General features: G+C 59.3%; 24 protein-coding genes. 15 read left to right on the forward strand and 9 right to left on the reverse strand.

All coding sequences use genetic code 11. The features are described from left to right. Nucleotides 1-22: 22 nt before the first annotated feature. Nucleotides 23-1,441 carry a DUF1800 domain-containing protein gene (locus AR456_RS16740; protein ID WP_021818179.1) on the forward strand — a complete coding sequence of 473 codons (1,419 nt, stop codon included), beginning with the start codon at nucleotides 23-25 and terminating at the stop codon, nucleotides 1,439-1,441. A 25-nt stretch (nucleotides 1,442-1,466) separates the two neighbouring features. Next, the gene (locus tag AR456_RS16745) at nucleotides 1,467-2,621 is read left to right on the forward strand and encodes a DUF1501 domain-containing protein (protein WP_021818178.1); all 1,155 of its coding nucleotides are present in this window, start codon (nucleotides 1,467-1,469) and stop codon (nucleotides 2,619-2,621) included. 97 nt (nucleotides 2,622-2,718) lie between these two features. On the opposite strand, the gene AR456_RS16750 is transcribed toward AR456_RS16745, so the two are convergent. Next, nucleotides 2,719-4,107 carry an aminotransferase-like domain-containing protein gene (locus tag AR456_RS16750; protein ID WP_021818177.1) on the reverse strand — a complete coding sequence of 463 codons (1,389 nt, stop codon included), beginning with the start codon at nucleotides 4,105-4,107 and terminating at the stop codon, nucleotides 2,719-2,721. A 229-nt stretch (nucleotides 4,108-4,336) separates the two neighbouring features. Between AR456_RS16750 and AR456_RS16755 the strand changes: the two genes are divergently transcribed. The 4 genes from AR456_RS16755 to AR456_RS16770 all read left to right on the forward strand — a co-directional run bounded on the left by AR456_RS16755 (nucleotide 4,337) and on the right by AR456_RS16770 (nucleotide 8,253). Continuing rightward, entirely contained in the window at nucleotides 4,337-4,618 is a 282-nt protein-coding gene (locus tag AR456_RS16755; protein ID WP_021818176.1) for a hypothetical protein, read from the forward strand. 2 nt (nucleotides 4,619-4,620) lie between these two features. Further along, nucleotides 4,621-5,979 (forward strand): tripartite tricarboxylate transporter permease, encoded by a 1,359-nt coding sequence (locus tag AR456_RS16760; protein ID WP_021818175.1) that lies wholly within the window; start codon nucleotides 4,621-4,623, stop codon nucleotides 5,977-5,979. A gap of 68 nt (nucleotides 5,980-6,047) precedes the next feature. Then, nucleotides 6,048-7,346: a hydroxymethylglutaryl-CoA reductase, degradative gene (locus AR456_RS16765; protein WP_021818174.1), complete on the forward strand. Its 1,299-nt coding sequence runs from the start codon at nucleotides 6,048-6,050 to the stop codon at nucleotides 7,344-7,346. Nucleotides 7,347-7,350: 4 nt separating this feature from the next. Then, nucleotides 7,351-8,253 carry a hydroxymethylglutaryl-CoA lyase gene (locus tag AR456_RS16770; protein WP_021818173.1) on the forward strand — a complete coding sequence of 301 codons (903 nt, stop codon included), beginning with the start codon at nucleotides 7,351-7,353 and terminating at the stop codon, nucleotides 8,251-8,253. Nucleotides 8,254-8,318: 65 nt separating this feature from the next. Here AR456_RS16770 and AR456_RS16775 read toward each other — a convergent pair whose 3' ends face one another. Beyond that, a complete protein-coding gene (locus AR456_RS16775) occupies nucleotides 8,319-9,632 on the reverse strand; it encodes a serine hydrolase domain-containing protein (protein WP_021818172.1) in 1,314 nt (437 codons plus the stop codon). A gap of 487 nt (nucleotides 9,633-10,119) precedes the next feature. Between AR456_RS16775 and AR456_RS16780 the strand changes: the two genes are divergently transcribed. The 3 genes from AR456_RS16780 (at nucleotide 10,120) to AR456_RS16790 (ending at nucleotide 12,005) form a co-directional block, all read left to right on the forward strand. After that, entirely contained in the window at nucleotides 10,120-10,467 is a 348-nt protein-coding gene (locus AR456_RS16780) for a putative quinol monooxygenase (protein ID WP_021818171.1), read from the forward strand. Between the two features lie 52 nt (nucleotides 10,468-10,519). After that, nucleotides 10,520-10,876, forward strand: coding sequence for a TraR/DksA family transcriptional regulator (locus AR456_RS16785; RefSeq protein WP_021818170.1), 357 nt, complete (start codon nucleotides 10,520-10,522; stop codon nucleotides 10,874-10,876). A gap of 112 nt (nucleotides 10,877-10,988) precedes the next feature. Further along, nucleotides 10,989-12,005 carry an isocitrate dehydrogenase gene (locus tag AR456_RS16790; protein ID WP_021818169.1) on the forward strand — a complete coding sequence of 339 codons (1,017 nt, stop codon included), beginning with the start codon at nucleotides 10,989-10,991 and terminating at the stop codon, nucleotides 12,003-12,005. A gap of 173 nt (nucleotides 12,006-12,178) precedes the next feature. On the opposite strand, the gene AR456_RS16795 is transcribed toward AR456_RS16790, so the two are convergent. Further along, nucleotides 12,179-12,634, reverse strand: a complete 456-nt coding sequence (locus tag AR456_RS16795) for an META domain-containing protein (protein WP_021818168.1) — start codon at nucleotides 12,632-12,634, stop codon at nucleotides 12,179-12,181. Nucleotides 12,635-13,025: 391 nt separating this feature from the next. Between AR456_RS16795 and AR456_RS16800 the strand changes: the two genes are divergently transcribed. From AR456_RS16800 to AR456_RS16810, 3 genes are all read left to right on the forward strand, one after another. Next, nucleotides 13,026-13,430, forward strand: a complete 405-nt coding sequence (locus tag AR456_RS16800) for a DoxX family protein (protein ID WP_021818167.1) — start codon at nucleotides 13,026-13,028, stop codon at nucleotides 13,428-13,430. A 170-nt stretch (nucleotides 13,431-13,600) separates the two neighbouring features. Beyond that, a complete protein-coding gene (locus AR456_RS16805; protein ID WP_021818166.1) occupies nucleotides 13,601-14,059 on the forward strand; it encodes an NfeD family protein in 459 nt (152 codons plus the stop codon). Between the two features lie 183 nt (nucleotides 14,060-14,242). Next, on the forward strand, nucleotides 14,243-15,286 hold the full coding sequence (locus AR456_RS16810; protein ID WP_021818165.1) for an SPFH domain-containing protein: 1,044 nt from the start codon (nucleotides 14,243-14,245) through the stop codon (nucleotides 15,284-15,286). Between the two features lie 199 nt (nucleotides 15,287-15,485). Here AR456_RS16810 and gloA read toward each other — a convergent pair whose 3' ends face one another. Then, the gene (gloA, locus tag AR456_RS16815) at nucleotides 15,486-15,926 is read right to left on the reverse strand and encodes a lactoylglutathione lyase (protein ID WP_021818164.1); all 441 of its coding nucleotides are present in this window, start codon (nucleotides 15,924-15,926) and stop codon (nucleotides 15,486-15,488) included. A gap of 169 nt (nucleotides 15,927-16,095) precedes the next feature. On the opposite strand from gloA, the gene AR456_RS16820 reads away from it, so the two are divergent. Both AR456_RS16820 and AR456_RS16825 read left to right on the forward strand, forming a co-directional pair. Next, complete coding sequence (locus AR456_RS16820) at nucleotides 16,096-16,635, forward strand: DNA-3-methyladenine glycosylase I (protein WP_021818163.1); 540 nt, start codon at nucleotides 16,096-16,098, stop codon at nucleotides 16,633-16,635. Between the two features lie 37 nt (nucleotides 16,636-16,672). Further along, nucleotides 16,673-17,755: a metal-dependent hydrolase gene (locus tag AR456_RS16825; protein WP_031207375.1), complete on the forward strand. Its 1,083-nt coding sequence runs from the start codon at nucleotides 16,673-16,675 to the stop codon at nucleotides 17,753-17,755. A 72-nt stretch (nucleotides 17,756-17,827) separates the two neighbouring features. On the opposite strand, the gene AR456_RS16830 is transcribed toward AR456_RS16825, so the two are convergent. The 3 genes from AR456_RS16830 to metE form a co-directional block, all read right to left on the reverse strand. Further along, nucleotides 17,828-18,442 carry an FMN-dependent NADH-azoreductase gene (locus tag AR456_RS16830; protein WP_021818161.1) on the reverse strand — a complete coding sequence of 205 codons (615 nt, stop codon included), beginning with the start codon at nucleotides 18,440-18,442 and terminating at the stop codon, nucleotides 17,828-17,830. A 213-nt stretch (nucleotides 18,443-18,655) separates the two neighbouring features. Further along, nucleotides 18,656-19,396, reverse strand: a complete 741-nt coding sequence (locus tag AR456_RS16835) for an MliC family protein (protein ID WP_021818160.1) — start codon at nucleotides 19,394-19,396, stop codon at nucleotides 18,656-18,658. 132 nt (nucleotides 19,397-19,528) lie between these two features. Further along, the gene (metE, locus tag AR456_RS16840; RefSeq protein ID WP_031207373.1) at nucleotides 19,529-21,829 is read right to left on the reverse strand and encodes a 5-methyltetrahydropteroyltriglutamate--homocysteine S-methyltransferase; all 2,301 of its coding nucleotides are present in this window, start codon (nucleotides 21,827-21,829) and stop codon (nucleotides 19,529-19,531) included. A 104-nt stretch (nucleotides 21,830-21,933) separates the two neighbouring features. Here metE and AR456_RS16845 point away from each other — a divergent pair, with 104 nt between their 5' ends. Beyond that, entirely contained in the window at nucleotides 21,934-22,848 is a 915-nt protein-coding gene (locus tag AR456_RS16845; protein ID WP_021818158.1) for a LysR family transcriptional regulator, read from the forward strand. Between the two features lie 181 nt (nucleotides 22,849-23,029). Here AR456_RS16845 and AR456_RS16850 read toward each other — a convergent pair whose 3' ends face one another. Beyond that, nucleotides 23,030-24,661, reverse strand: a complete 1,632-nt coding sequence (locus tag AR456_RS16850) for an ATP-binding protein (RefSeq protein WP_021818157.1) — start codon at nucleotides 24,659-24,661, stop codon at nucleotides 23,030-23,032. A 4-nt stretch (nucleotides 24,662-24,665) separates the two neighbouring features. After that, a complete protein-coding gene (locus tag AR456_RS16855; RefSeq protein ID WP_021818156.1) occupies nucleotides 24,666-25,379 on the reverse strand; it encodes a winged helix-turn-helix domain-containing protein in 714 nt (237 codons plus the stop codon). Between the last annotated feature and the right edge of the window lie 51 nt (nucleotides 25,380-25,430).

The raw sequence follows: 25,430 nt of genomic DNA on the forward strand, positions 1-25,430 counted from the left end.
ACCAGCGGAACAAGGATGATGTATGGAAGACAACCTGCATGATGCGGTAATCGCCGCCAATCGCTTTGGCCTGGGCGCCCGACCCGATGAGCTCGAGGACATCGCCCATGATCCAAGAGAGTGGGTGCTCGCTCAGTTGGAACAGCCCGCTGCGCTGATCGACAGCCTGCAAGCTTTGGACAGCAGCCCGGACTATCTGAGCCGCTTCGCCGAATATCGTGATCAGCGCCGCCGCAGTCGACAGCGACAACAGCAGGGAAAGGATAGTGATCCCCCGACCTTTTCCGAGCGCTTCCGTGACGATGTTCTGACCGAGATGCAGTTACGTGGCGTCCAGCAATGTGCTACCGACAGTCCCGTACATGAACGCCTGGTGATGCTGTGGAGCAATCACTTCACCGTCTCCGGCGAGTCTCCGAGAGTACGTCTGCTTGCTGGTGCTTTTGAGCGAGAAGCCATTCGCCCACATATCTACGACGATTTCTCCACCCTGCTGCTCAGCGCCGAGCAGCATCCGGCGATGCTGCTGTATCTCGATAACGTTGCGTCCATCGGCCCCGAATCCAGAGTAGGTAGCGCTCGCAATCGGCGTGCCGAACAAGGCAAGGGCAAGGGGGCCGGCATCAATGAGAATCTGGCGCGGGAAATCATGGAGCTGCACACACTCAGTGTGCACGGTGATTATCAGCAACAGGATGTTATCGAACTGGCCCGCGCCCTGACCGGCTGGCGGACCTCCTTGCATACTCGACGTCCTGATGAGGTGCTCGAGCTGTCGCCTTGGGGTAGCATCTTCCAACAGATCACTCATGAGCCAGGTGACCGTGAGTTGCTGGGTGAGACCTTTGATCAACAGGGCCCCGCTCAAGGCCGCCACATGCTGCGCTTCCTGGCCGAGCAACCGGCCACGGCCCGCTTCGTGGCGACAAAGTTGGCCCGACACTATGTCGCCGATGCTCCGCCCGAAGCGTTAGTCGAGGACCTGGCCAAATCCTTCATACGCCATAAAGGGCAACTGCTGGCCGTTTATCGTGATTTGTTCACCCATGAACTCGCCTGGCGGGCGGAGTCACGCAAGTTCCGGCGCCCGGACGAGTATTTGATCGCCCTGCATCGTGCCCTTGGTAGACTCCCGAGCGAAGAAGGCCATCGCTGGCGCGCGGAGATGCATCTGTTGGGGCAGCCTCCCAGCCTTCCTCGAACGCCAGAAGGATGGGGAGATACTGCAGACGACTGGGTTGGTACCGATGCGCTGTGGAAGCGACTGTTGATCGCCCAGGGCTATGCCCAACAGTTGGATAGCCCGCCCGACCCCATGGTGCTGGCCCAAGGCAGCCTTGGTCCACAGCTGCGCCAGGCCACTGCCCGGGCCATGGATCAGGTCAATCCACGTCAGGCGACAGCAATCCTGCTGGCAAGCCCGGAATTCCAATGGCGCTGATGGTCGCCGCTCGAGGAGAGAACTCATGTTGACCCGCCGCCAATTTCTCGCCCGCCTGAGTGCCGGCACCAGCCTGCTGCTGTGGCCGGGCTTGACGACGCTAGCCAATGATGCCTCCACGTCCAACCAACGCCTGCTGGTGGTGCTACTGCGTGGTGCAATGGATGGCCTGGCAGCGGTGCCCAGCTATGGCGAAGCACGTTTCGCGGACCTGCGGGGCGAACTGGCGCTGCCGACGTCCGGTCGCGACGCGGTCAAGCGCCTGGATGACACCTTCGCCATGCACCCATCACTGGCGTTCTGCCACCATCTATACCAGCGCAAACAGTTCGGTGTCGTGCATGCCTGCGGCCTGCCGTATGGTGGCCGCTCGCATTTCGATGCCCAGGACTGTCTGGAAAACGGCAGCGACTCTCCGGACGGCAGCCGGACAGGCTGGCTAAACCGTGCCGTCGCCGAGATGCAGGGGGTAAAAGGTCTCAGTATCGCCTCGGCGAAGCCCATCATGGTCCGCGGTGATGCCCCTTTCATGACCTGGTCCCCCACTCCGAAGCACGCCTCGAGCCCCGAAGCACTGGCCAACCGGCTGGCTGATCTCTATGCCGAGGACGAGGCTCTGGCAGGGGTCTTCGCTCAGGCACTCAGCGCACAACAGATCGTGCCTGACGGCGAGTCCCGGGGAGGTCAACTGGCCAATATCATGCAATCTGCCGGAAACTTCATGACCGCCGAAGATGCGCCGAGGGTGGTGATGGTCCAGGACACCGGCTGGGACACCCACGCTAGCCAGAACGCCGCCCTTGGCCGCAAGCTGGCTCAACTCGACAGCGGTATACAGCAACTGCACGACAGTCTCGGCGATCACTGGCAGCATACTGCTGTTGTGGTGGTCACCGAGTTCGGTCGCACCGTCGGCATCAATGGCAGCCAGGGTACCGACCACGGGACGGCCAGCACAGTGTTGCTGGCAGGTGGCGCCATCCGCGGCGGCAAGGTCCATGGCGACTGGCCTGGATTGAACCAGCTCAAGGACAATCGCGATCTGGTAACCGCGCAGGATGTGCGTAGCGTGCTGAAAGGCGTGCTGCGTGACCACATGCACATCGATGCCCGCGCCCTGGATAATCGCGTTTTCCCGGATAGCCGCGATGTGGCGGCAATGGAGGGTCTCGTCGGCTAGCGTCAGCGACACACGCCACCGGCCGGACCGAGGCCCCCGCTCTGCACCACGCAGGGCGGGGGTCTTTGCGTTCCGGCTATGAAATGAGTGCTTTTCGTCAGTGCCCATTCCCGGTCTGGAGGCACTCCCGGGAAAGAAAACTCAACAGACGATGGTCGGCGGCGTGGGCAATATTCACCCGCATGGCCCGATTGCAGTCGTCGTTCGCCTCGAGTGCGAACAATGCCCCGGGGGCGATGAAGATGCCATGTTGTGAGGCGTGTTTGGCAAGACTCACCGCATCCATGCCCGGCGGCAGTTTCGCCCAAAGATATAGCCCACCATCGGGGCCCTGGATATCGCTCAACCCCACACCGGACAACTCCTGCATGGCCAGGGCGGAGGCCTTGCCGATCCGCTCACGCAACTGTTTGAGGTGTCGGCGGTATCGTCCCCGCAGCATGAGGTCATGCACCAGCATTTCGGTCAGCGCCGATGAGTTGACCACCGTCAGCATCTTGATGTCGGTAAGCACCTTGATCAGCGATTCGCTACCGGCAATGAATCCACAGCGCAACCCTGTAGACATGGTCTTGGAGAACGAGCCCAGATAGATCACTCGCTCCAGGCCATCCAGCGCCGCCAGGCGTGGCGTAGCGCGTGGCAGGATATCGGCGAAGATATCATCCTCGACCAGAATGACACCGTGGCGGTTGGCAATATTGACCAGCCGATGCATCTTGTTCAACGACATGCTGGTGCCGGTTGGGTTGTGGGCATTGGGTTGCAGAAAGAACAGGCGTGGCCGGTACTGGCGAATGTGCGCTTCCAGTTGATCCAGGTCAGGGCCGTCATCGTGACGGGTGACGCCCACCAGTTGAGCTCGCGCCAGGCGAAGCTTGCCGAATAACGGATAATAGCCGGGAGACTCCACCAGCACGGCATCACCCGGCCCCACGAAGTGACGGATGATCAGGTCGAGCGCATGGTTGGCACCGAAGGTCATCAGCAACTGAGACGCCGACACATGCACCGAACGCTCGACCAGCGTCTGGGCAATCAATTCGCGTAGTGGCGGGTATCCCTGAGGCTGGCCATACTCGACCTCGATCTCATCGGTGTGGATACCACCGCGTTGGCGCAGCCGACGTGCCAACTCCAGGCCCGCCGTCCAACTGCTCGGCACACGACCATCGCCGGCCCTTACGCTGAAGCGCCCTTCCAACTGCTCACGCAACAGGCTGACCGTGTCGACCGCCTCCGATACATGCTCGGGCTTCTCCAGAGCCTTGTGCGCCTGAGGTCGTGAGACAAAGAACCCGGACCCCCGCTTCGCTTCGAGATAGCCCATCGCCGTCAACCGATCATAGGCATCGATGATGGTGTTCTTCGACACACCAAACTGACGTGCTGCCTCACGAATCGAAGCGACTCTGGCGCCCGTCTGCAGACGGCCGTCATCAATGGCCTTGAGTATGGAATCGGCGACCCAACCGGCCCTGGACATCGAAATCCTCTCCCTTTGTTTCGCCATGCACTCGACAACTGTACCCATTAAGCCACTGGAACAGTACCAGCCAACTGGACGGTAACTGTACCTTTTTCTGTCGGCGATAAACGGCAATGCTGACCGGGTAACACTACAACCGTCATTGCGACTGTTATACCGGTCGCGAGCGGTTGGCAGACAGGAGCTTCAGACTCCCGAATAACGATAACAGAACCAGGTAAACATCATGCCAGACTCCACCCCCAGCAGGTCGTACCTGCAGGTATGGGACGACACTGTCACTCTACGTGACCTGCTGCTTTCGCTCGTCATCACCACAACACTATGCCTCGGCGGTTACATCCTCGCCCCGGAACGACCGCCGCTACCCTTGATGCTCGGACTCGGGGGTGCCCTGCTCGGATTCATGATCTCGGCCGTTGCCTTCCGCCCCAAGCGGCGGGTGGATGAAGAGCCCTCGAGCGGAGTAAATACAAAGTCTCCGGTCGACACAGACCAGGAGGCGTGACCATGGATCCCTTCATCATCCTGCAGATGATCATCGCGGCGGTAATTGCTGCTGTCGTCTACACCGCGATTGGCGTTGCGCCGGGCACCGACGAGACCGCCGTGCTGGCTCCGGTCACTCTGGCACTGATCGTGGCCGGGGTTCCACTACCGGTGGTGCTGGCCTTCTTCATGGCAGCCATCGTCGCCAAGAAGCTCACGGACTCGATCCCGGTGGCAGTCGCGGGCATTCCCGGTGGCGTCATGTCGGCGCCGATGGTCGAGCACGCCATGATCCTCAAGCGCGAAGGCCACGCCACGCTATCGATTCGCAAGATGGCCTCCGGCTCGGTGATCGGCACCCTGGTGGCCTTGCCAATCAGCCTGCTGCTGGCGGCGCTACTGACTCCGCTGGCCGATGTCGTCAGCCAGTACGCGAGCCAGATCTTCTTCGCTGGGGCCATCTTCCTGGCGCTGATGAGCAAGGCGCGCTTGATCAGTCTGATCAGCATTCTGCTGCTCGCCGTATTGATTCAGTCCTTGCGCCATTTCTATTGGGGCATGGGCATCATCCCCGAGAACAAGGTGGTGTTCATTTCCTTCTTTCTCGGCATCACCATCGGTCCGATGATGCTCAACCTGCTGCAGCTGACTGTCAGCGGTGAACGCGACAAGCTCAAGAGCAATGAGCCGAAAACCATCACCCTTCAGCGTCAGGACAAGTCCGAAAGCCAACGCTGGCCCAATCCGTTCAGGGTACTGACGCCTCAGGAGTCCGCTTCGGCAGCGGTCAGTTCCACCATCGGTTCCGCAACCTTCTTCATGAGTCCTGTCGGCATCACCATCTTCCTCGGTGAAATCATGTCGAGTCTGGCCAAAGGCAAGGTCGCAAAGGCCTGCCGGGCGATTTCTTCCATGGATGCGGTCACCAACGCTTCGTATATCGCAGGCATCCTGATTCCGCTGGCAGCGCTGGGGATTCCCATGAGCCCGATGGCCATCGGACCGGGCAATGCCTTCTTCAATGCCCCGCCGGTACTGACGCTGGAGAACAATGCGCATCACCTGATGAGCTTTGGCGATATCGCCATTGCCAGCATCATCGGCGCCGCCATTGCCTTGATGCTGACCTACCCCATTGCAGTACGTTACGCGCGCCCCATCTGTGCCTTCGTGTTCCGCTACATCCCTCACGAAGCTTTCATTGGCACCTTCTTCGCGCTGGTCATGCTGCTGGCGTACATGGACGCGGGAGTGGTCGGCATCCTCGGTGTACTGGTGTTGGCGTTGGTTGCCGGCGTACTCAATCGCTGGGGCGTCAACTATGGCGTGCAGTTCATGACTCTCTACGCCGCCCCCTGGCTGATGGGGCTGCTTGCTTGACCACCACGTTCACCAACCAGCAGCGCTGCTCGAATCCTTGATATGCCTTTGGCTACGGAATTTCTGTCATGACCACAAGATCGACCACCACATCATCACGAATCCCCGGCTTCTATCGTCTCGGTCTCGCCGAACGCTTCGAGCAGGTCAATCAACGCGTGGCGCTCCCCGAAGCGGCACGTCAGCACTTCGCCGACACCGGCAATCTCGATGCTCAGATTGCCGACTCGATGGTCGAGAACGTGATCGGCACCTTCAATCTGCCCCTCGGCATTGCCACCAACATGGTGATTGATGACGAGGAGCGCCTGATCCCGATGGTCACCGAGGAATCCTCGGTGATCGCCGCGGTGTGCAACGCAGCACGTCAATGTCGTAGTGCCGGTGGTTTTGTCACCAGTTATTCGGCGCCGGTGATGATTGCGCAAGTGCAGCTCACCCAGGTGTCCAACCCCGCATTTGCACGCTTGAAAATCCTCGAGTCCATCGAGCAGATTCGTCAGATATGCAACGCCACAGACCCGGTCCTGCTCAAGCATGGCGGCGGGCTACAGGATGTCGAAGTACGTCAGATCGACGATATGCTGGTGGTACATCTGCTGGTCGATGTCCGCGATGCCATGGGTGCCAACGCGGTCAACTCGATGGCCGAGGCCGTGGCACCATCGCTCGCCGAATGGAGCGGCGGCAAGGCCGGTTTGCGTATTCTCTCCAATCTGGCGGATCGCCGTGTCGCCCGTGCGCGCGCCATCTGGCGACTCGAGGATATCGCCGTCGATGGCTTGAGCGGTGAACAGGTCCGTGACGGCATGCTGTCGGCCTACCGTTTTGCGGCGCTCGATCCCTACCGAGCCGCCACTCACAACAAGGGCATCATGAATGGCGTCAGCGCCATCGTGCTGGCGACCGGCAACGACACCCGCGCCGTCGAGGCCGGAGCGCACGCCTATGCGGCTCGGCACGGCAGCTATAGCTCATTGAGCCACTGGGAGTGCGATGCGGATGGCAACCTGTGCGGTAGCCTGGAACTGCCAATGCCGGTGGGCTTGATCGGCGGCGCCACGCGACTGCATCCCACCGCTCGCTACAGTCTGGATATTCTCGGCGTTTCCAGCGCCGAACAGCTGGCTCGTACCATTGCCGCAGTGGGTCTGGCGCAGAACTTTGCGGCGATGAAGGCGCTGGCCACCACCGGTATCCAGAAAGGTCACATGGCGCTGCACGCCAAGAACATTGCCGTGATGGCGGGTGCCGAAGGCGAGGAGATCGATGCCATCGCCAGCGCGCTGGTCAAGGCCGGTAAGGTACGTATGGACGTCGCCGAGCAGCTTCTCGGCGAACTGCGCACCAGCAGTGGGCAGGGCTGAACGCATGAATCTGCCTTCACGCGTCGAGCTGGTGGAAGTCGGGCCTCGCGATGGCTTGCAGAATGAATCGGCAATCATCCTCACCGAGACCCGGCTCGAGCTGATCACACGCCTCGCGGCAGGCGGTCTGGAGCGCATCGAGATCACCAGCGCCGTCTCACCGCGCTGGGTGCCGCAGATGGCCGATCATGAAGCTGTCATGTCGTCGTTTAGCGGGCATGAATCAGCGCAACGCTACAGCGTGCTGGTGCCCAACCTGCGAGGCCTGGAAAGCGCATTGGCCCACGGTGTTCGTGAGGTGGCGGTGTTCACCGCCGCCTCCGAGAGCTTCACTCAGCGCAATATCAACGCCAGCATCGAACAGTCACTGCGCCGCTTTGAGCCGGTCATGCGGATGGCCAGCGAACACGGCATCCATGTTCGTGGCTATGTGTCCTGTGCGCTCGGCTGTCCTTACGAGGGTGAGATCGGCGCCGAGAGGGTCGCAGACGTCAGTCGGGCACTGTGGCAGATGGGATGTCGCGAGATATCGCTGGGCGATACCATCGGCGTCGGTACCCCGCTGGCGGTGAAGCGCATGCTGGAAGCCGTGGTGCGTGATGTGCCGCTGGAAGGCACTGCGGTGCATTTCCATGACACCTATGGTCAAGCACTAGCCAATATCTACGCCGCTCTGCAGGAAGGCGTCACGGTCATCGACTCAGCGATAGCCGGGCTCGGCGGTTGCCCCTATGCCACCGGTGCCAGCGGTAACGTGGCCACCGAAGATGTGGTCTACCTGCTCAATGGTCTGGGCATCGAGAGCGGTATTGATCTGGCCAGCCTCGTCGACACCGGCAACTGGATCGCTCGCCAGCTCGGGAGAGACAACAGTGCCCGGGTCGCTCGGGCAATGACTGCAGCCTGAAACGCTTCTGCCCCGCCAATAGCGGGGCAGAAGCGTCATGTGGCACCGACAACTGACACTGACAACTACTGGTCTGCGTCCGATGACGCTTCGAGCTTCTCGACTACTGCATCGAAGAACACCATCGGATCAACGACCTCCTTGCCTACCGGTTTGGGCTCTGCCGCGTTCTGGGCAATCACGATGCCATGGGCGGGATTGACGTAGACGTACTGCCCTTGAATCCCCACCGCCGAATAGGCGTGGTCTTCGCGTGACGGCGCCGTCCAGCCGGTCCACCACATATAGCCGTAATCCAGTTCCTCGCCGTTCGAGAGCGCTGTCGGCTGAGTCGCTTCCTCGATCCAGCCTTCCGGCAGCAGGCTCTGGCCATCGACTTCCCCGCCTTCGAGCATGAACTGGCCGAAACGTGCGTAATCCCGCAACGTGGCACTGATACCGCTGCCACCGATCTCGACGCCATCCGCAGACTCCAGCCACCAGCTGGCGTCGCTTTCCATGCCATAGGGCTGCCACAGCTTTTCCGACAGATAGTCGGCCAACGGCCGGTCGATGGCACCATGAATCACTTCGGCGAGTATCTGCGTCTCCCCGGTGCTGTAATTGTTGACGCTACCCGGCTCGGCGGCACGCGGCAGGCCAGCCATGACCTCCATGGCTCCACCCGGCTGCTGGGCAATCTGCGCGCGCAGCAGGTCACGGCGATCCGAATTCACATCGGTGTAGGTCTCATTCCAGGCGACTCCGGAGGACATCATCAGGATGTCGCGCAGGCTGACACCGTCATAGGCACTGCCCTTGAGCGCCGGCACATAGTCGACCACCTGAGCATCCAGCCCATCGATCAAGCCATCCTTGATCGCCATTCCCGCCAGGGTCGAGGAAATCGACTTGGCAATCGACATCGACATCCAGCGAGTGTCGCGATCATTGCCGCGTTGGTAAGTCTCGTAAACCACCTCACCGTCCTTGAGCACCACCAGACCGGTGACATTATTCAACGCCAGGTAGTCGTAGATATCGTACGACTCACCGTCCACCTCAAATGTCAGGCCATCGATGGATGCGTCCGATTCAGGTAATTCCCGCGCGCTATCGTCGGCCTTGATCACCCGTGACGGAAACAGGCGGTCGATATTGCGATAGGTGTTGACGGCCATATCCGGGGTGAGATGACCGCTGTAGACCGCCTCGACATCACCGATGGGTTCATCGGCATGACGATAGTCACTGGCCTGGGCGTTGCTCACCAGGGCGACACTCGCCAGGGCGACGCTCGTCAAGGCAATGTTTGTCAAGACAATGTTCGTCAAGGCAAGGCTCAACGGCCTCTTCGTTGATGATCCTCGTCCGGCATCGAGATTGCGTCGACAGCTCATGGGCTACTCCTTGTCTTTTTTCCAGCCTGAGATACATGTTGTGGTTGTTGAAGCGGTGAATACGCCGTGATTCGAGGGCCCCTTGAGGCTCGCCTCTGCGTCAAGAATATTCACCACAAGAACAAACTAGCCAATTAGCTGCACGGCAACAAGGGGCGTTATCGTGAGAAGGAAAGCGAAAATAACGATCAACGGCGACCATCACTGGGATATACGTTTCAATGCTCATGCCATGATCGACGAGTCCTCTCGCGAGACAATCCTGGCCACGGCAAGGTGCATGATGCTCTCGGCAACGACGTCCATGCCTCCTGACGCAAGGACCTGTCTCAAAAGTCGGCAAGCGATAGCCAGATAAGGCAAAATTGGTGAAAAGACGCGATTTACGAGGAGTAAATGAGCATCTTGAGCCGATTTTCAATGCCATCCGGCTGACCGCAGGCACTTTTCAGACAACGCCTGGCTACCACCATCAGGAGAAGACAGTATGTCCAGCAAGTTTTATTGCATCGCCAACTTCAAGCCCAGGCCCGGCAGAGAGGAGACGGTGTTCAAGGCCCTGCAAGCGCTGGAGCCCAATGCGCACCGAGAGGATGGCTGCCTGCAGTACACCGTGACTCGGCACATCGACCATCCCAATGCCCATGGCACCAGCTACCCCATCGTCTTCCATGAAATATGGGCCAGTCAGGAGGCCTTCGAGGCGCATTGCAACCGCCAGGAAATCAAGGCGTTCTTCGCCACCCACGTCGAGTCTCCCGACGGTGATGTGGAACATGCCAATGTCTGCGTCTATACCGATGAGCCCAGGGACTACGACGCCCCTCAGCTCTGAGCATCCCGGGGCATGGGATAACTCCCGTGTCCCTGCCCCTACAGGAGGTTCCATGGCCGGGCAGAACATGAACCATCCCGACATCGATGTAGAGCAAATCACCCGGCAGTTGCACGACGCCCGGGCCCTGCTGATCGACCAGAGCGACGAGAGTCAGGAAAGTCGTGCCACGGTCATGCTGGACCAACAATCCGTAGGGCGCCTGTCGCGGATGGATGCCCTTCAGGGCCAGGCCATGGCCAAGGCTGAGGAGGAGCGCCGCCAGGTGACAATTCGCCGGATTGACGCTGCGCTGGCACGGCTTGAGACGGGAGAGTTCGGCGAATGCATCGAATGTGGTGAATGGATCGCTGTCAAACGGCTGGAGTGGGACCCCACCGTGCTGAAATGTATCGAGTGTGCTGACTGACTCGATGCATTGATGAGTTCTGATACTCACGGTGCTCCCATGCCTTCCTGGGCTATAGCCTGAAGTGTTGGGATCCTCCTTGATCAACTCCCCCCCATATGAGGAATTATTGGTGAGCCAAACGATAGCGGTATTGAAAGGTGATGGCATCGGCCCCGAAATCATGGATGCCACGCTGCGTGTTCTGGATGCCCTGGAGTGTGGCCTGAAGTATGAGTTCTTCGATGCCGGGCTGACCGCTCTGGAAAAACATGGAACCCTGGTGCCAGCAGAGACCCTCGAGGCCATCGAGAAATACCGCGTTGCATTGAAAGGCCCCTTGACCACCCCCGTGGGAAAAGGGTTCTCGTCCATCAACGTGCAGTTGCGTCGCCACTTCGACCTGTATGCCAATGTGCGACCAGCGCTCAGCTTTCCGGGTACTCGCTCACGCTATGATGAGATCGATCTGATTACCGTGCGGGAGAATACTGAAGGCGCCTATCTTTCCGAGGGCCAGACCCTCTCCTATGACGGTGAAACAGCGCTATCGAGTATCCGCGTGACCCGCAAGGGCTCCGAGCGCATCCTGCGTTATGCCTTCGAGCTGGCCCGCCAGCGAGGGCGCAGGAAAGTCACTGCGGTGCACAAGGCCAATATCATCAAGACCAGTTCCGGGCTGTTCCTGGAAGTGGCTCGCGAGGTAGCCGAAGAATATCCTGATATCGAGTTTCAGGAGATGATCGTCGACAATGCCTGCATGCAGCTGGTGATGGACCCCCAGCAGTTTGATGTCGTTGTCACGACCAACCTGTTTGGCGACATCCTTTCTGACCTTTGCGCGGGACTGGTCGGTGGTCTGGGCCTGGCTCCCGGCTCCAATATCGGCACCGACACCGCCATCTTCGAGGCCGTACATGGTTCAGCACCGGACATAGCAGGCAAGAAGATTGCCAATCCGTGCGCGCTGCTGTTGGCGGCTGCCGATATGCTCGACCACCTCGGCATGATGGATAAGGGAACACAGATTCGCGATACCATCCGGCAAGTGCTGGAGACAGCCCGCGACCAGGTGACTCCTGACATGGGAGGAAGCGGGACGACGGATACCTTTGCCGAGGCCCTGGTATCTGCCCTTCGCAATGACTGAGGGGACACGCTGAACTCAGCGTTCCCCGCGGGAGCAGGGATGCACCAGGCATTTTCGATGCCTGGCCATCTTCCGACAGTTGCAAGCCATTGAAAATGGGAGTCAGCCCATCACCTGGTTGTGGGCTGACGTGGCTACTCGATGTATCAGTGCTATCTGGCCCGCAACCAGCATCACTTGGCGAGACGGAATCCGCCAAGCACCAGAGAGTTTGGCCCGAAGAACACCAGCCGATCATGGTCAATCAGGTAACGATAGGCGTCGTCCAGCATATCGCGCACCCGCTGGGCATCATCGGACTGAGGGCAGGCGCGGCGCGTGGTTGCCAGGTCGCTGAACTCGATACGATGGCTATCGCCGAGAGCAACCGTGCCGGTCAATTGGTTACAGCCATCGCTGCCGCTGACCTTGCCGCTACCGTCAATCTGGAACCAGGGGGTGGAGGGCATCGACAGCTTTTCATCGGTTCCCACCAGCAGAAGGTTCCAGCGCTTGCCGACCACTGGGCCGGAAACACCACCCGAACTGTCACTGCCATCGACCTGGGGCGAGGGTTGGCTCGAACAGGCGGACAACACCAGCGTGAGTGCTGCCAGTGAGAACAGTTGACGAATTCGTAACAGTGTCATGATATCTTCCTTGCCGTGGTAGAACAGCCTGATCAAGGCAGTAAAGTAGTAGTAGGACGATGAGTCAGGGATACCACCCGCCCCTACCCAGTGACGGGTTCGGGCCAGGTGTCAAACGACATACCAGGGGTGATCTGATCAACTCAGAGCATCCCGCTGGTGCAGGGACGCACCAGGCATTTTCGATGCTTGCCCGCCTTCTGGCGGCTGCAAGTCATTGAAAATGTGAACCAGCCCTTCACTTGTTGTGGGCTGGTGTCACTGAATAATTCCACGGATGGAGTTATTCAGAGAATCCCTAGTGTGCCGCACAGTGGCGGCCACCACCATGCATGGTCTAATACATTGATCATGATTCCATCATTGACGACCAGGGAACAAGGATACCGTCATGCTGAATGCCCTCCATAACGATGCCCTCGGTAAATTGATACTGCGCCTGGCGCTCGGCATCATGATCCTGCTTCACGGCATCAACAAACTGATCAACCCGGAAAGCCTCAGCTGGATCGGGGATACTCTTGCCGCCAACGGCTTGCCGACGGTACTGGCCTATGGTGTGCTGCTGGGCGAAGTGATTGCGCCATTGATGGTCATTCTGGGCTGGAACGCCCGTATCGGTGGCCTGTTGATCGCCGGCAACATGCTGGTCGCCATCTACCTGGCGCACATGAACCAGTTATTTACGCTCGGCGACAGCGGCGGTTGGGCGCTGGAGCTGCAGGGCATGTTCCTGTTCGGCGCCGTCGCGCTGATGTTCCTCGGCAGCGGACGCATGGCCATCAAGCCGGATTGAACTTCCGTCGGGCCGCACCAATAGTCTGGCCCACGTTACTGAGCAATTGATACAGGATGCCGTGTCCGACCGCGAACCCAGCGGTTGGGCACCTTGCGCTACATGGATTGGCGGCGCAGAATCATTCGCGACAGGATGTCATCTTTCAGACTCTGCCTGGTGAGCCAACAATGGATCTGCTTAGCCCCGCGCTACTGTGGTTACTGATCGCGCTGATCAGTCTGGTATTCGAGCTCTTCACTGGCGCTTATGTGTTGCTGGCGATCTCTCTGGCTGCAGCCCTCACCGCTGCCGGTGCCTGGTTGGGCTTAAACCTGATCGGCCAGTTGGCGGTGCTCGCCATCAGCTGCGGTATTCTGGTTCCGCTGGCCATTCATCGCCTGAAACATCGCCAACAGAAGCCCGACTTCGGTGTTGCCGGCGCGGGTGGCGGCGCCGGGCAGCGTTTTGTGGTCATGCGTCGAGACTATGATGATGCGGCCTGCATCAAGCTTGACGGAGATCTGTATCGTGCCGTGCTTGACGCCGATGTCGACACTGCACCCGAACCCGGTGACGAAGTCGTACTGGTGCGTTTCGAAGGCAATCAGGCCATCGTCAAACCCGCCAGTCAGCAACCCACGCCATAGCTCGTCAGGCCTCTCCCCTGGCCATGAGATCTTCATTCGCCGTACCCACAGGTTCTGCCTAAGCTGAGATGTCATTCGGCAGCACGGAAGAGGCAGAACGAAAGCACGCCAATCAAAACCGTCAAGGGGTGCGCAGGATGCCGCCTCACCGGAAAACCGACCCCATCGCAGGGAGCCCCACCTATGTCATTCATCGTTGGTCTCAGTCCAGCCCTTCTCGTCATCCTGGTCATCGCGGCAATAGCGCTGATCATGTTGTTCAAGGGTCTGGTGATCGTGCAGGAATCAGAAGTGATGGTGATCGAGCGCCTCGGCGCCTATAACCGCACATTGCAGCGCGGCGTGAACTTCATCATTCCGTTCCTCGACAAGCCACGCCCGATCAAGATGGTGCGTTACAAGCGGCATGGCGCGGAATTCATCCCGTTGATGACCCATGAAGCGCGCATTGATCTGCGCGAGGCGGTGATGGATTTTCCGTCCCAGCCAGTAGTTACCACCGACAACGTTACCGTGCGCATCGATGGTGCCATCTACTTCCAGATCATCGATCCGGCCAACGCGGTCTACAAGATCGAGAACATGAGTCAGGCGGTGGAAGTGCTGGCCAAGACCACGCTGCGTTCAGTGGTTGGCCAGATGGAGCTCGACAAGATCTTCGAGTCACGCTCCGAGGTCAACGCGCGCATCAAGGAACAGATGGAAGAACCAGCATCAAAATGGGGCGTGGCGATCAACCGCATCGAGGTGCAGGACATCGAGATGCCGGAAGAGGTCAAGGAAGCCATGCACCTGCAGATGTCGGCCGAGCGCCGCCGACGGGCGACCGTCACCGAGGCCGAAGGTGACAAGGCAGCAGCGATCGCCAAGGCACAAGGCCAGAAGGAATCGGCGATTCTCAACGCTCAGGGTGACAAGGAAGCCGCCATTCTGCGTGCCCAGGGTGAAAGCCGCTCGATCGAGCTGGTGCTGGGATCGATGGGCGAAGGCGAGAACAACTCCCGCGACGTTATCGGTTACCTGCTGGGCCAGTCGTACATCTCGATGCTGCCGGACATGGCCCGGGAAGGAGAACGCGTCTTCGTGCCGTATGAAAGCTCGGCACTGCTGGGTGCGATGGGCGCCTTCCGTGACCTCAACGTCGACAGCTCTGAGCTCTCCAATATCGCTCATCGTGCCGCCGCCGCAGGTGGTATCACCGGCGCAGCGACCGGCTCTGGCAACTGAGTGTCAGACTGCTGATTCTCGGTTCCTGACTTCTGGTCCCGAACTTCTGGTCTCACACAAGCACCCACCATATGGCGGGTGCTTGTGTGGCGAGTACCTATGCAGCAAGTACCTGTGTCGCAAGTACCTGTGTCGCACGTACCTGTGCGGCAAGTACCTGTGTAGCGAGCACCCGTGTGGTGAAACACCACATCAACGATTACCAGCTGCCGGTATTTTCCATTGATGCCCAGGGCTCTTGAGGCGCTTGAGCCTCCCCCTTCTGCAGCAGCTCAACCGAGATCCCATCCGGGCTACGCACGAATGCCATATGCCCGTCACGCGGCGGGCGGTTGATGGTAACGCCGTTATCCTGCAGCTTCTGGCACAGGGCGTAGATGTCATCGACGCGGTAGGCCAGATGACCGAAGTTGCGCCCACCCTGATACTCTTCCGGGTCCCAGTTCCACGTCAGCTCCAGCTCAGGCGCCTGCAACTCACTGGAACGCGACTCATCTTCCGGTGCCGCGAGGAATACCAGGGTAAAGCGCCCCTTGTCGTTCTCCTTGCGACGAACTTCCTTGAGCCCGAGCAGATCACAGTAGAAGTGCAGTGAGGCATCAAGGTCGCTGACTCGAACCATGGTGTGAAGGAATTGCATGGGAAAGGCTCCTCATAGGTCAGGGGAAACGGGCGATACATGGCCACCTCTCAAGGGCGGAGAAAGTGCATGCAATTTATCGGTACCAGGCGTAGCCGATAGCCCTTATTGGATGATTCTGAAAAGATACCGAATAGAATGTGGAAGCTTACTGACAAGGATACTCTGCATGAGCGACTACTGTGACTCTGCACCAGGCCATACGTTTCATGGTCCCTACCACGAACACGAATACGGCTTCCCGATCAGCGACGAAAGCGAGCTTTTCGAGCGGCTGGTACTGGAGATCAATCAGGCTGGGCTCTCCTGGCTGACCGTGCTCAAGAAGCGCGCCGCCTTTCGTCAAGCCTTCGACAATTTCGATGTCGACCTGATCGCCGCCTACGGCGATGAACAGCGCCAGCGATTACTCAACGACGCCGGTATCATCCGCAACCGGCTCAAGATCAACGCCGTCATTCACAACGCTCAGGTAGTGCGCGACATGCGCGACAGCCATGGCGGATTCAGCACATGGCTGGAGGCACATCATCCTCGCACACACGCCGAATGGGTCAAGTTGTTCAAGCGTACCTTCCGTTTCACCGGTCCGGAAATCGTCAACGAATTCCTGATGAGCGCCGGCTATCTGCCCGGAGCCCACCGAGACGACTGCCCGGTACAGAAACGCATCCTCGCGGCCAGGCCCGCCTGGACACGAGACGGCTGAACACGCGACAGGCGTTCATGAACGAGGGATGGCAAGCATGGATTCGCTGACTCAAGCGGCACTGGGAGCAGCGCTCAGCGGTGCGATCATGGGCAGGCGATTGGGTCGCAAATCGCTGTTGATCGGTGCAGCGCTCGGTACTCTGCCGGATCTCGATGTGGTGATCGACTATGGCGATGCGGTGACCAATGTCACCTATCATCGCGGCTTCAGCCACTCGCTTTTCGTGCTGACTGGACTCGCCACCTTGCTCGCCCTGGTGGCTCGGCGCCTGGCGCCTGCGCGGGATATCAGCCTGCAACACTGGTGGTGGCTATTCTGGCTATGCCTGATCACCCACCCACTGCTCGATGCCATCACCACCTACGGCACGCAGCTGTGGTGGCCGCTGACGGTTTCACAACCCAGTGCCCTGCCGTTGGTCTTCATTATCGATCCGCTCTATAGCCTACCGCTGGTGGCGACACTCCTCGTCGGCCTGGCGCTGGGTGATGGACGGCGTATCCAGCGTCTGGCCGGTGGGGCACTGATGATTTCCTGCCTTTACCTACTGCTGTCGCTGGGCATCCGCCACTGGGTCGAACATCGCGTTGCTCCAGCGCTGGCCGAGCATCAACTCGCCGATGCACCCCGCCTGGTTCAGCCGACGCCCTTCAATATCCTGCTGTGGCGTGTCACCGCGGTCGATGGCAACCGGCATGCCGAGACAACAGTAGGAGTCTTCGACGGCGATACTCCGCCGCTCATCGAGATCTTCCAGCGTGGTGCCGAGCTCGAACCCGCTGCGCTGGCCATCGACAAGGGCCGCCGGCTCGACTGGTTTGCTGGCCCCTTTCTGCAATATGAAATCGTGTCCGCTGATGACCGACAGTGGCTGATGGCCACGGATATGCGTCTTGGATTCCCCGGCAATCATTCCTTCCGTTTCAGCCTCGCGGTACGTGCCGATGATGGCGCCGACTGGCAGGCATTGCCGGTAACGCAACAGTTACCCGATGAAGGGCAATACGGTTCCCTCGCGCGGCTGTTCCAGCGCCTGCGCTCACCGACGCCGCCACTGTGTCTGAGTCAGTGGACCGATCCTCGCTGGCATACCGACGGCACTGCTACATGCAGATAGCCCTGCTGAATGCAGAAACGCCCGCACTCTGTGAGAGTGCGGGCGTCAGTCAGGCAATCACTACCATGTCGCTTACAATGAGGCGACCAGTGCCTCGATCTGCTGATGCGCATCGGACAGCGCCGTTTCCTTGAGCTCCTCGCCCATGTTCAAGCCCTCGGCGAACACGCTATCGAGCTGCGAGATTCCCATCAGGCCCAACATATGGGTGATGTGCGGTGTCTGAGAGTCCATTGCCGTACCCGCATACTTGCCGCCACGAGCGCCAAGCAGAATAGCGCGCTTGCCATCAACCAGGCCGACCGGGCCATTCTCGGTATAACGGAAGGTCTTGCCAGCGCGCAGCACGCGATCGAACCATGCCTTGAGCTGAGATGGAATGCCGAGGTTGTACATCGGCACCGCCAGCACGATGACATCGTGATCGAGCACTTCTGCAATCAACGCATCGGAACGCGCCGCCAGTTCGCGCTGCTCGGCAGTGCGCTCCTCTTCGGTTACCTGCCAGCTCGACAGTTCCTCGAGACCAAGGTGAGGCAGATCATCCGCGATCACATCACGCACCTTCAGGGTCAGGTCGCCCCGCTGCTGTGCCACACGTTGAAAGTGTTGCGCCAGGCCGAGCGACTGGCCATGAGCACCGAGGATGGATGAGGTAACGACAAGAACACGAGTATTGGCAGTCATTGGAATCTCCATTGCACTTGTTACTGGAATTCAGGATTCATGACCGCCATTCTATGAGCTATTTTTTCGACGAAAAGCGATTAAATACGCACACTTCATTCGAAAAAATCGAAAAACCAAAAAAAGTAGCCATGAGTGCCCCGCAAAGCCACGGAACATGCGGGTGCACTCATCGCCAACAGATCTTCAACCCAATTCCAACTCGAGGCTGGATCAGGGGGCAATCCCCTGGCCACAGCCCCTCAACTGCTGTCCATTGACGTTCAGCGTGACCTTCGCCGGCCAGGGCGTGCCCGACATGTCGTCGAAACAGGCGCCTGCCTCGATGCGCAACTGGAAGGGAGCATCGGAGCGACCGCTGGCAAGAATCACCCGACCTGCGCCGTTGTCGAGGGTGGTGACGCGATATGGAACATCGACACTGCGCTCACCGTAGTTCAATGACATCTTGATGCGTGGGACATCGTTGGCCAGCTCCAGAGACCAACCGGGTTCATTGCCGCGCGCGTAGAACATCACGCCGGGCTTGTCGCTACGGCGTAGCGAACCACGGCGGTTCATGGCCTCGCACTCGAGGCGTCCACGGTCGCTTTCGACGATACCTTCATCGCCCTTGAGCCAGACACTCAGCTCACCCTGCTGATAGCGAGTGCCGCTGGCAGCTACCGATTGCGGTAATTCCTCACCACCATGCGCTGTCCACACACGCAGAGAATCCTGCTGAGTCGCTGTCACCATGTCCTGAGACGGTGTGCAGCTCCAGCCAATGAATTCATCGGCGCTACCGACAAACAATGACGAGGGAAGATAGGGAGCCTTGGCCTCGACATCCTCACTGACGGTACTACCCGAACCATTACGCTCCTCAAGTACAGGGGCAGTGCCGGTGGCACACCCGCTCAACCAGAGAACACCCAAAAGCGCAGGTACAACAGCGATAGCAGATCGCGACATGGCAGACTCCCGAAACTGGCAGATAAAAGAGGCGGGAAGACATCCGTGCCTTCCCTTCCAATACGTTACGTTACCTTATCTTGCCATGCTTCAGGGACTCTCTATAAAAAGTGCATCTCTGAACGGACGACCTCAGGCGTGACGACGACGCAACTGCCTGGCTGCTTCGACCATATTGGCCAGCGCCGGGGTGACCTCATCCCAGTGTCGTGTCTTGAGCCCACAGTCGGGATTGACCCATAACCGCTCCAGCGAGATGCGTTCAGCAGCCTTCTCCATCAGCGCTACCATCCAGTCCACATCAGGAATGTTGGGTGAATGGATGTCATACACGCCCGGGCCGATTTCGTTGGGATAATCGAAGTCACCGAAGGCATCCAGCAGCTCCATATTGGAGCGTGAGGTTTCGATGGTGATGACATCAGCATCCAGAGCGGCAATCGAGTCGATGATGTCATTGAACTCGGAATAGCACATATGAGTGTGGATCTGTGTGGCATCGGTCACACCGGAAGCCGACAGACGAAAGGCTTCCACCGCCCACTCCAGATAGTGCGACCACTCACTGCGACGCAGCGGCAACCCTTCGCGCAGTGCCGGCTCATCAATCTGGATGGCACGGATGCCGGCCTGCTCCAGATCGCATACCTCGTCTCGCAGTGCCAACGCGATCTGGCGACAAGTCACTGAGCGCGGCTGATCATCGCGTACGAAAGCCCATTGCAGCATGGTCACCGGCCCGGTGAGCATGCCTTTCATCGGTGCTCCCGTCAGCGACTGAGCATAGGCACTCCAGGCAACGGTCATCGCCCTGGGGCGCGAGACATCGCCATACAGGATCGGTGGCTTGACGCAGCGCGAGCCATAGCTCTGCACCCAACCGAAACGTGTGAAAGCATAGCCATCGAGCTGCTCACCGAAGTACTCGACCATGTCATTACGTTCGGCTTCACCATGCACCAGCATGTCGATCCCGAGCTGTTCCTGAATGCGTACCGCTTCGGCAATCTCGGCCTTCATCCGTGCCTGGTAATCATCATCCGACAGCGTGCCGGCCTTGTGCTGACGACGAGCGGCACGAATCTCTGTTGTCTGCGGGAAGGAGCCAATGGTCGTGGTCGGGAACAACGGCAACCCCAGCACCCGGCGCTGGATTTCAGCACGCTGGATATAGTCACTGTCCCGCTGACTGTCGGCCTCGCTCAGTCCAGCAAGACGCTCGGCAACCTGCTGTTGGTGAATTCGCTGCGATGCACGACGAGAGGCCTGAGCCTGACTGGAAGCCGCGAGGAGCCGCTCGTCCTCAGCAGTGACACGACCAGACACCAGCCGCGCCAGGGTCACCGTTTCATCCAGCTTCTGGCGAGCGAAGGCCAACCAGCTTTTCAACTCAGCATCCAGTTCAGTTTCACTCTCGAGATCCACCGGCACATGCAACAGCGAGCAACTCGGTGCAATCCATAGCCTCTCGCCCAGACGCTGAGCCGCTGCAGCTAAACGCTCACGCACTTCGACGAGATCCGTACGCCAGATATTGCGACCATCGATGGCACCTACCGACAGCACCTTATGCGGCAGCAAGCGGTCCACCAGGCTATCAACTTCCTGAGGAGCGCGCACCGCATCCACATGCAGGCCATCGACCGGCAGCCCCAGCGCCAACGACAGGTTATCGCCCAACCCGCCGAAGTAGACCGCCAGCAGCAACTTGACCGGCGCGGCCCGTAGACGGAAATAGGCGCGCTCGTAGGCCGCCTTCCAGTTACCGGGCAGATCCAGCGCAAGTGCAGGCTCGTCGAGCTGCACCCATTCCACGCCCAGCGCGGCGAGACGTTGCAGAACTTCCGCGTAGACGTCGAGCACGCCATCGAGCAGGCTCAAGCGATCAAGCGTTTCGCCAGCACGCTCCTTGCCCAGCCACAACCAGCTCAGCGGTCCGGTCAGTACCACCTTGACCGCATGCCCTTCGGCTAGCGCTTCCTCCACCTCGGAAAACAGGCGCGTGCTGGCGAGCCTGAAGCGCTGACCGGCGTGCAACTCGGGCACTAGATAGTGATAATTGGTATCGAAATACTTGGTCATTTCGCAGGCAGCAGCCGACTCGCCACTGGGTGCGCGGCCACGCGCCATACGAAAGGCAGTATCCAGATCAACCTCGCCACGCGTGACCTCGTCCTCAGCAGCGAAGCGGTGCGGGACTGCGCCCAGCAGTAGCGAAGTATTGAGAACCTGATCGTAGAAGGCAAAATCTCCCACTGTCACCAGGTCCAGTCCCGCTTCTCGCTGTATCTGCCAGTTGTCACGACGCAGCTCGCGTCCCACCTGCTCCAGGTCGCTGCGCTGAATGTCGCCTTTCCAGTAGGCTTCGGTGGCATGCTTGAGCTGGCGGTTGCCGCCGATGCGCGGATAACCGAGAATATGAGAAACAGTCATGTTGAGAGCCATTGACTATGAATGATGCAGCAGAGTGTGGCTGGCCAACGGCTAGTGAATCAAACTAAACTTATTAATACTCAACATGAAAAAAGCTCAACAATATGCTTGAACTCCGCCATTTACGCACTCTGATCGCCTTGCGCGATGCCGGATCCCTCGTCGAAGCCGCCGAGCGTGTCCATCTGACACAGTCCGCGCTGTCCCATCAGCTCAAGGACCTCGAAGAACGCCTCGGCAGTCCGCTGTTCCTGCGCAAGACACGCCCGGTGGAGTTCACCCGTGCCGGTCTGCGACTACTGAAACTTGCCGAACAGATACTCCCCCAGGTGCGCATGGCCGAGCGTGACCTCGCTCGTCTGGCAGGCAATGAGCACGGCCGTCTGCATATGGCCATCGAGTGCCACAGCTGCTTTCAGTGGCTGATGCCGACCATCGACCATTTCCGCGATCATTGGCCGGAAGTGGAGATCGACATCCCTGGCGGCCACCACTTCGACCCCTTGCCGGCATTGGCCCGCGAGCAGCTCGACCTGGTGATCACTGCAGATCCGCAGCCGCTCAACGGCGTGTACTACGAACCACTGTTCCGCTATGAAGGGCTGCTTGCGGTGGCACGTCAGCATCCATTGGCCAAACGCAGTTTTGTCGAGCCACAGCAGCTTGCCGATGAAACGCTGATCACCTATCCGGTCGAACATTCGATGCTGGATGTATTTACCCAGTTTCTAGAGCCTGCTGGCGTCATGCCGCGCGAAATCCGCACCGCCGAGTTGACGATCATGATGATGCAACTGGTCGCCAGCGGACGCGGCGTCTGCTCGCTACCCAATTGGGCGATGACCGAATATCTGGAGCGTGATTACGTCAAGGCGGTTGCGCTGGGTGAGGAAGGCGTGTGGAGCACACTGTTCGCCGCCATTCGCGAAGACCAGCGCGACGCCCCCTGGATGGTGGACTTCCTGCGCACTGCACGGGAAACGTCATTTGCGGTACTGGAAGGGATCAAGCCGGCCTGAGGGGCAGAAGGAAGAAGGAAGAAGGAAGAAGGAAGAAGGAAGAAGGAAGAAGGAAGAAGGAAGAAGGAAGAAGGAAGACATGGTGTGAGCCGAAGGAAGTGTGTCAAGCTGCAGTTAGTCCTCTTCGCTCTTATCAACTTCGCTCTTATCAACTTCCCTCTTACGACTTCCCTCTTACAACTTACAGCCCGAGCGGCTCGTCGCTGGATTCAGACCGCTTTGGCAGGATCAGGGAGAAGCGTGCACCGTGCAGTGTGGGGCTCTCGTCGACGGTGACGCTGCCGCCGTGCCAGACCATGACCTTGTGCACGATCGACAAGCCGAGGCCATAGCCGCCAGAGTGGCGGGCTCGGCTACCGTCGAGGCGAGCAAAGGGCTTGAAGATATCCTGGCGCGATTCCAGTGGTACGCCGTCGCCGTCGTCTTCGACGTCCAACCGCACCAGCCGTGCTTCGTCGTGCAGGCTGACTCGTACCTGCTGATGGGCATGACGACAGGCATTGGCAACCAGGTTCTGTATGGCGCGTTGTAGATAGCGCGAATCGCCACTGGCCTCGATTTCTTCCTCCGTGGCCAGATACACATCGAGATTGCCATGCAAGGGCAACAACGCATCGATGACGCGCTTACAGGTTTCGCGCAGCGCCACTGGCTCCGGCATGGCGTCCACGCCATTGATGCTTTCGCTATCAAGGCGCGCATAGGTCAGGATTTCATCGATCAGCTCGTCGAGCTCATCGATGTCACTATCCACCCCCTGCAACTGGCGACGCACCAGCGGGTCCTCGGACATGTCCTCGACCATCTGCACCGCAAAGCGAATCCGTGCCACAGGTGTGCGCAACTCGTGGGAAACAGCACGAATCATATCCTGCTGCGCACGCAGCAATGACTGCACTTGGGTGGCCATGCCATTGAATGCCATTCCCACTCGACCGAGGAAGTCGCCACTCTCGACCTTGACCCGGGTATCCAGACGCCCGTTGGCCAGACGTGTCGCGGCCATCTCGAGTCGCGCCATTCGCGCTTCGATGCTGCGCACAATCAGGTAGATAACGATGGCGAGAACCGCCATCAGCACGACCAGCAACGATGCCTGGAGCGCTGGCGGCATGGTCTCGTAAGCCGCCATCGGCCCCACCGTCAGCCAGCACACGGGTTCACCCGGGGGGCGTAACTCCATGAACAGCACCACCGACCAGTGTTCCGGTAGCAGGCGCATCAGAACATCGCCCTCAGCAAGATGCTCCAACTGGCGGTCATCCAGTACTGAGGGAGGCTCGGTACTGAGCGCAATCGGCAGCGAGCCCTCGTCAAGTCCCTCCAGACGCAGCTGGCGATCACTGGCCTTGGCCGCCGCCAACCAGGTCCCGGCCATACGAGTCAGACCGCGCAATTGGCGCTCGGTCATACCCATCATCGATACTTCGAGGACCATATCATCGGATGGCATAAAGCGACGGAAACGCCAGCCATGCTCGCTGATCTGGTCAACGAGCACACCACCACGCTGCATGCGGATACGCGAGAAGTAATTGGGTGACAGAGATGAAATCGGCACCAGGTACAGTGCCATATCCAACTCCATCGACTTCTCTTCGAGCCAGGCGTCACGCTCGTCCACCGGGATACTTTCGATCATCTCGGCGAGCAGCAGCATCGGAGCTTCGGCGAGACTTTCGCGGTAGTGTTCGAGTCGTACCTTGTCGACCAGCGCCAGCCCTGACATGGCAACCCCAAGTGCCAGCACCAGGGTAACCGCCAACATGACGTATACCCGCAGGAAAGTGCTATCAGCCAGAGCTCGGCGCATCAAATCAACTGTCCTTTACGAACAGATAACCTTTACTTCTCACCGTCTTGATGCGGTGAGGATGGTGAGGGTCATCACCAATCTTGGGGCGAATCCGCGAAACACGAACATCGATCGAACGATCCTGACCGTCATAACGAATGCCGCGCAGTTGCGAGAAGATTTCTTCGCGGGTCAAGACGCGGCCAGCGTGACTGGCAAGCAACCACAGCAGATCGAACTCCGCACTGGTGAGGTCGATTCGATCTCCCTCCAGCCAGGCCTCGCGGGTGGCATTGTCAACTTCCAGGTCGCGGAAGGTGAGGCGAGTGTCAGCACTGCTTTCGGTCACATCCAGGCGCCGCAGCAATGCGCGCATTCGTGCCAGCAGGACTCGAGGTTGCACTGGTTTGGGAACATAGTCGTCGGCTCCCATTTCCAACCCCAGCACTTGATCCATGTCGTCCGTGCGTGCGGTCAGCATCAGGATTGGTCCTGGATACTCACTGCGGACACGTCGACAGATCGACAAGCCGTCCTCTCCTGGCAACATCAGGTCCAGGATCACCAGGTCCGGTTGAATGGCGAGGATGCGCTCTACTCCCCTGGCACCGTCTTCCTCGACCGTGACACGAAATCCATTGGCCTCGAGGTAATCGCGGGTCAGTCCGGCGAGCCGTTCATCGTCCTCGATGATCAGCACATGATCCTGTGCACGTTGATCCGGGCGTTCTTCCATATGGTCACTCTATCCTTGAACAAGGCAGGAAATCGCATTTGTGTGACAAAC

Origin of the sequence: Halomonas huangheensis (assembly GCF_001431725.1) — a bacterium.
GTDB lineage: Bacteria > Pseudomonadota > Gammaproteobacteria > Pseudomonadales > Halomonadaceae > Halomonas > Halomonas huangheensis.

Coding starts and splice junctions, on each gene's coding strand:
- AR456_RS16805 (WP_021818166.1), top strand. CDS start 13,601: ATGGATCTGCTTAGCCCCGCGCTACTGTGGTTACTGATCGCGCTGATC.
- AR456_RS16785 (WP_021818170.1), top strand. CDS start 10,520: ATGGCCGGGCAGAACATGAACCATCCCGACATCGATGTAGAGCAAATC.
- metE (WP_031207373.1), bottom strand. CDS start 21,829: ATGACTGTTTCTCATATTCTCGGTTATCCGCGCATCGGCGGCAACCGC.
- AR456_RS16835 (WP_021818160.1), bottom strand. CDS start 19,396: ATGTCGCGATCTGCTATCGCTGTTGTACCTGCGCTTTTGGGTGTTCTC.
- AR456_RS16750 (WP_021818177.1), bottom strand. CDS start 4,107: ATGTCCAGGGCCGGTTGGGTCGCCGATTCCATACTCAAGGCCATTGAT.
- AR456_RS16855 (WP_021818156.1), bottom strand. CDS start 25,379: ATGGAAGAACGCCCGGATCAACGTGCACAGGATCATGTGCTGATCATC.
- AR456_RS16740 (WP_021818179.1), top strand. CDS start 23: ATGGAAGACAACCTGCATGATGCGGTAATCGCCGCCAATCGCTTTGGC.
- AR456_RS16795 (WP_021818168.1), bottom strand. CDS start 12,634: ATGACACTGTTACGAATTCGTCAACTGTTCTCACTGGCAGCACTCACG.
- AR456_RS16825 (WP_031207375.1), top strand. CDS start 16,673: ATGGATTCGCTGACTCAAGCGGCACTGGGAGCAGCGCTCAGCGGTGCG.
- AR456_RS16765 (WP_021818174.1), top strand. CDS start 6,048: ATGACCACAAGATCGACCACCACATCATCACGAATCCCCGGCTTCTAT.
- AR456_RS16830 (WP_021818161.1), bottom strand. CDS start 18,442: ATGACTGCCAATACTCGTGTTCTTGTCGTTACCTCATCCATCCTCGGT.
- AR456_RS16800 (WP_021818167.1), top strand. CDS start 13,026: ATGCTGAATGCCCTCCATAACGATGCCCTCGGTAAATTGATACTGCGC.
- AR456_RS16845 (WP_021818158.1), top strand. CDS start 21,934: ATGCTTGAACTCCGCCATTTACGCACTCTGATCGCCTTGCGCGATGCC.
- AR456_RS16780 (WP_021818171.1), top strand. CDS start 10,120: ATGTCCAGCAAGTTTTATTGCATCGCCAACTTCAAGCCCAGGCCCGGC.
- AR456_RS16820 (WP_021818163.1), top strand. CDS start 16,096: ATGAGCGACTACTGTGACTCTGCACCAGGCCATACGTTTCATGGTCCC.
- gloA (WP_021818164.1), bottom strand. CDS start 15,926: ATGCAATTCCTTCACACCATGGTTCGAGTCAGCGACCTTGATGCCTCA.
- AR456_RS16775 (WP_021818172.1), bottom strand. CDS start 9,632: ATGAGCTGTCGACGCAATCTCGATGCCGGACGAGGATCATCAACGAAG.
- AR456_RS16810 (WP_021818165.1), top strand. CDS start 14,243: ATGTCATTCATCGTTGGTCTCAGTCCAGCCCTTCTCGTCATCCTGGTC.
- AR456_RS16850 (WP_021818157.1), bottom strand. CDS start 24,661: ATGCGCCGAGCTCTGGCTGATAGCACTTTCCTGCGGGTATACGTCATG.
- AR456_RS16745 (WP_021818178.1), top strand. CDS start 1,467: ATGTTGACCCGCCGCCAATTTCTCGCCCGCCTGAGTGCCGGCACCAGC.
- AR456_RS16755 (WP_021818176.1), top strand. CDS start 4,337: ATGCCAGACTCCACCCCCAGCAGGTCGTACCTGCAGGTATGGGACGAC.
- AR456_RS16760 (WP_021818175.1), top strand. CDS start 4,621: ATGGATCCCTTCATCATCCTGCAGATGATCATCGCGGCGGTAATTGCT.
- AR456_RS16770 (WP_021818173.1), top strand. CDS start 7,351: ATGAATCTGCCTTCACGCGTCGAGCTGGTGGAAGTCGGGCCTCGCGAT.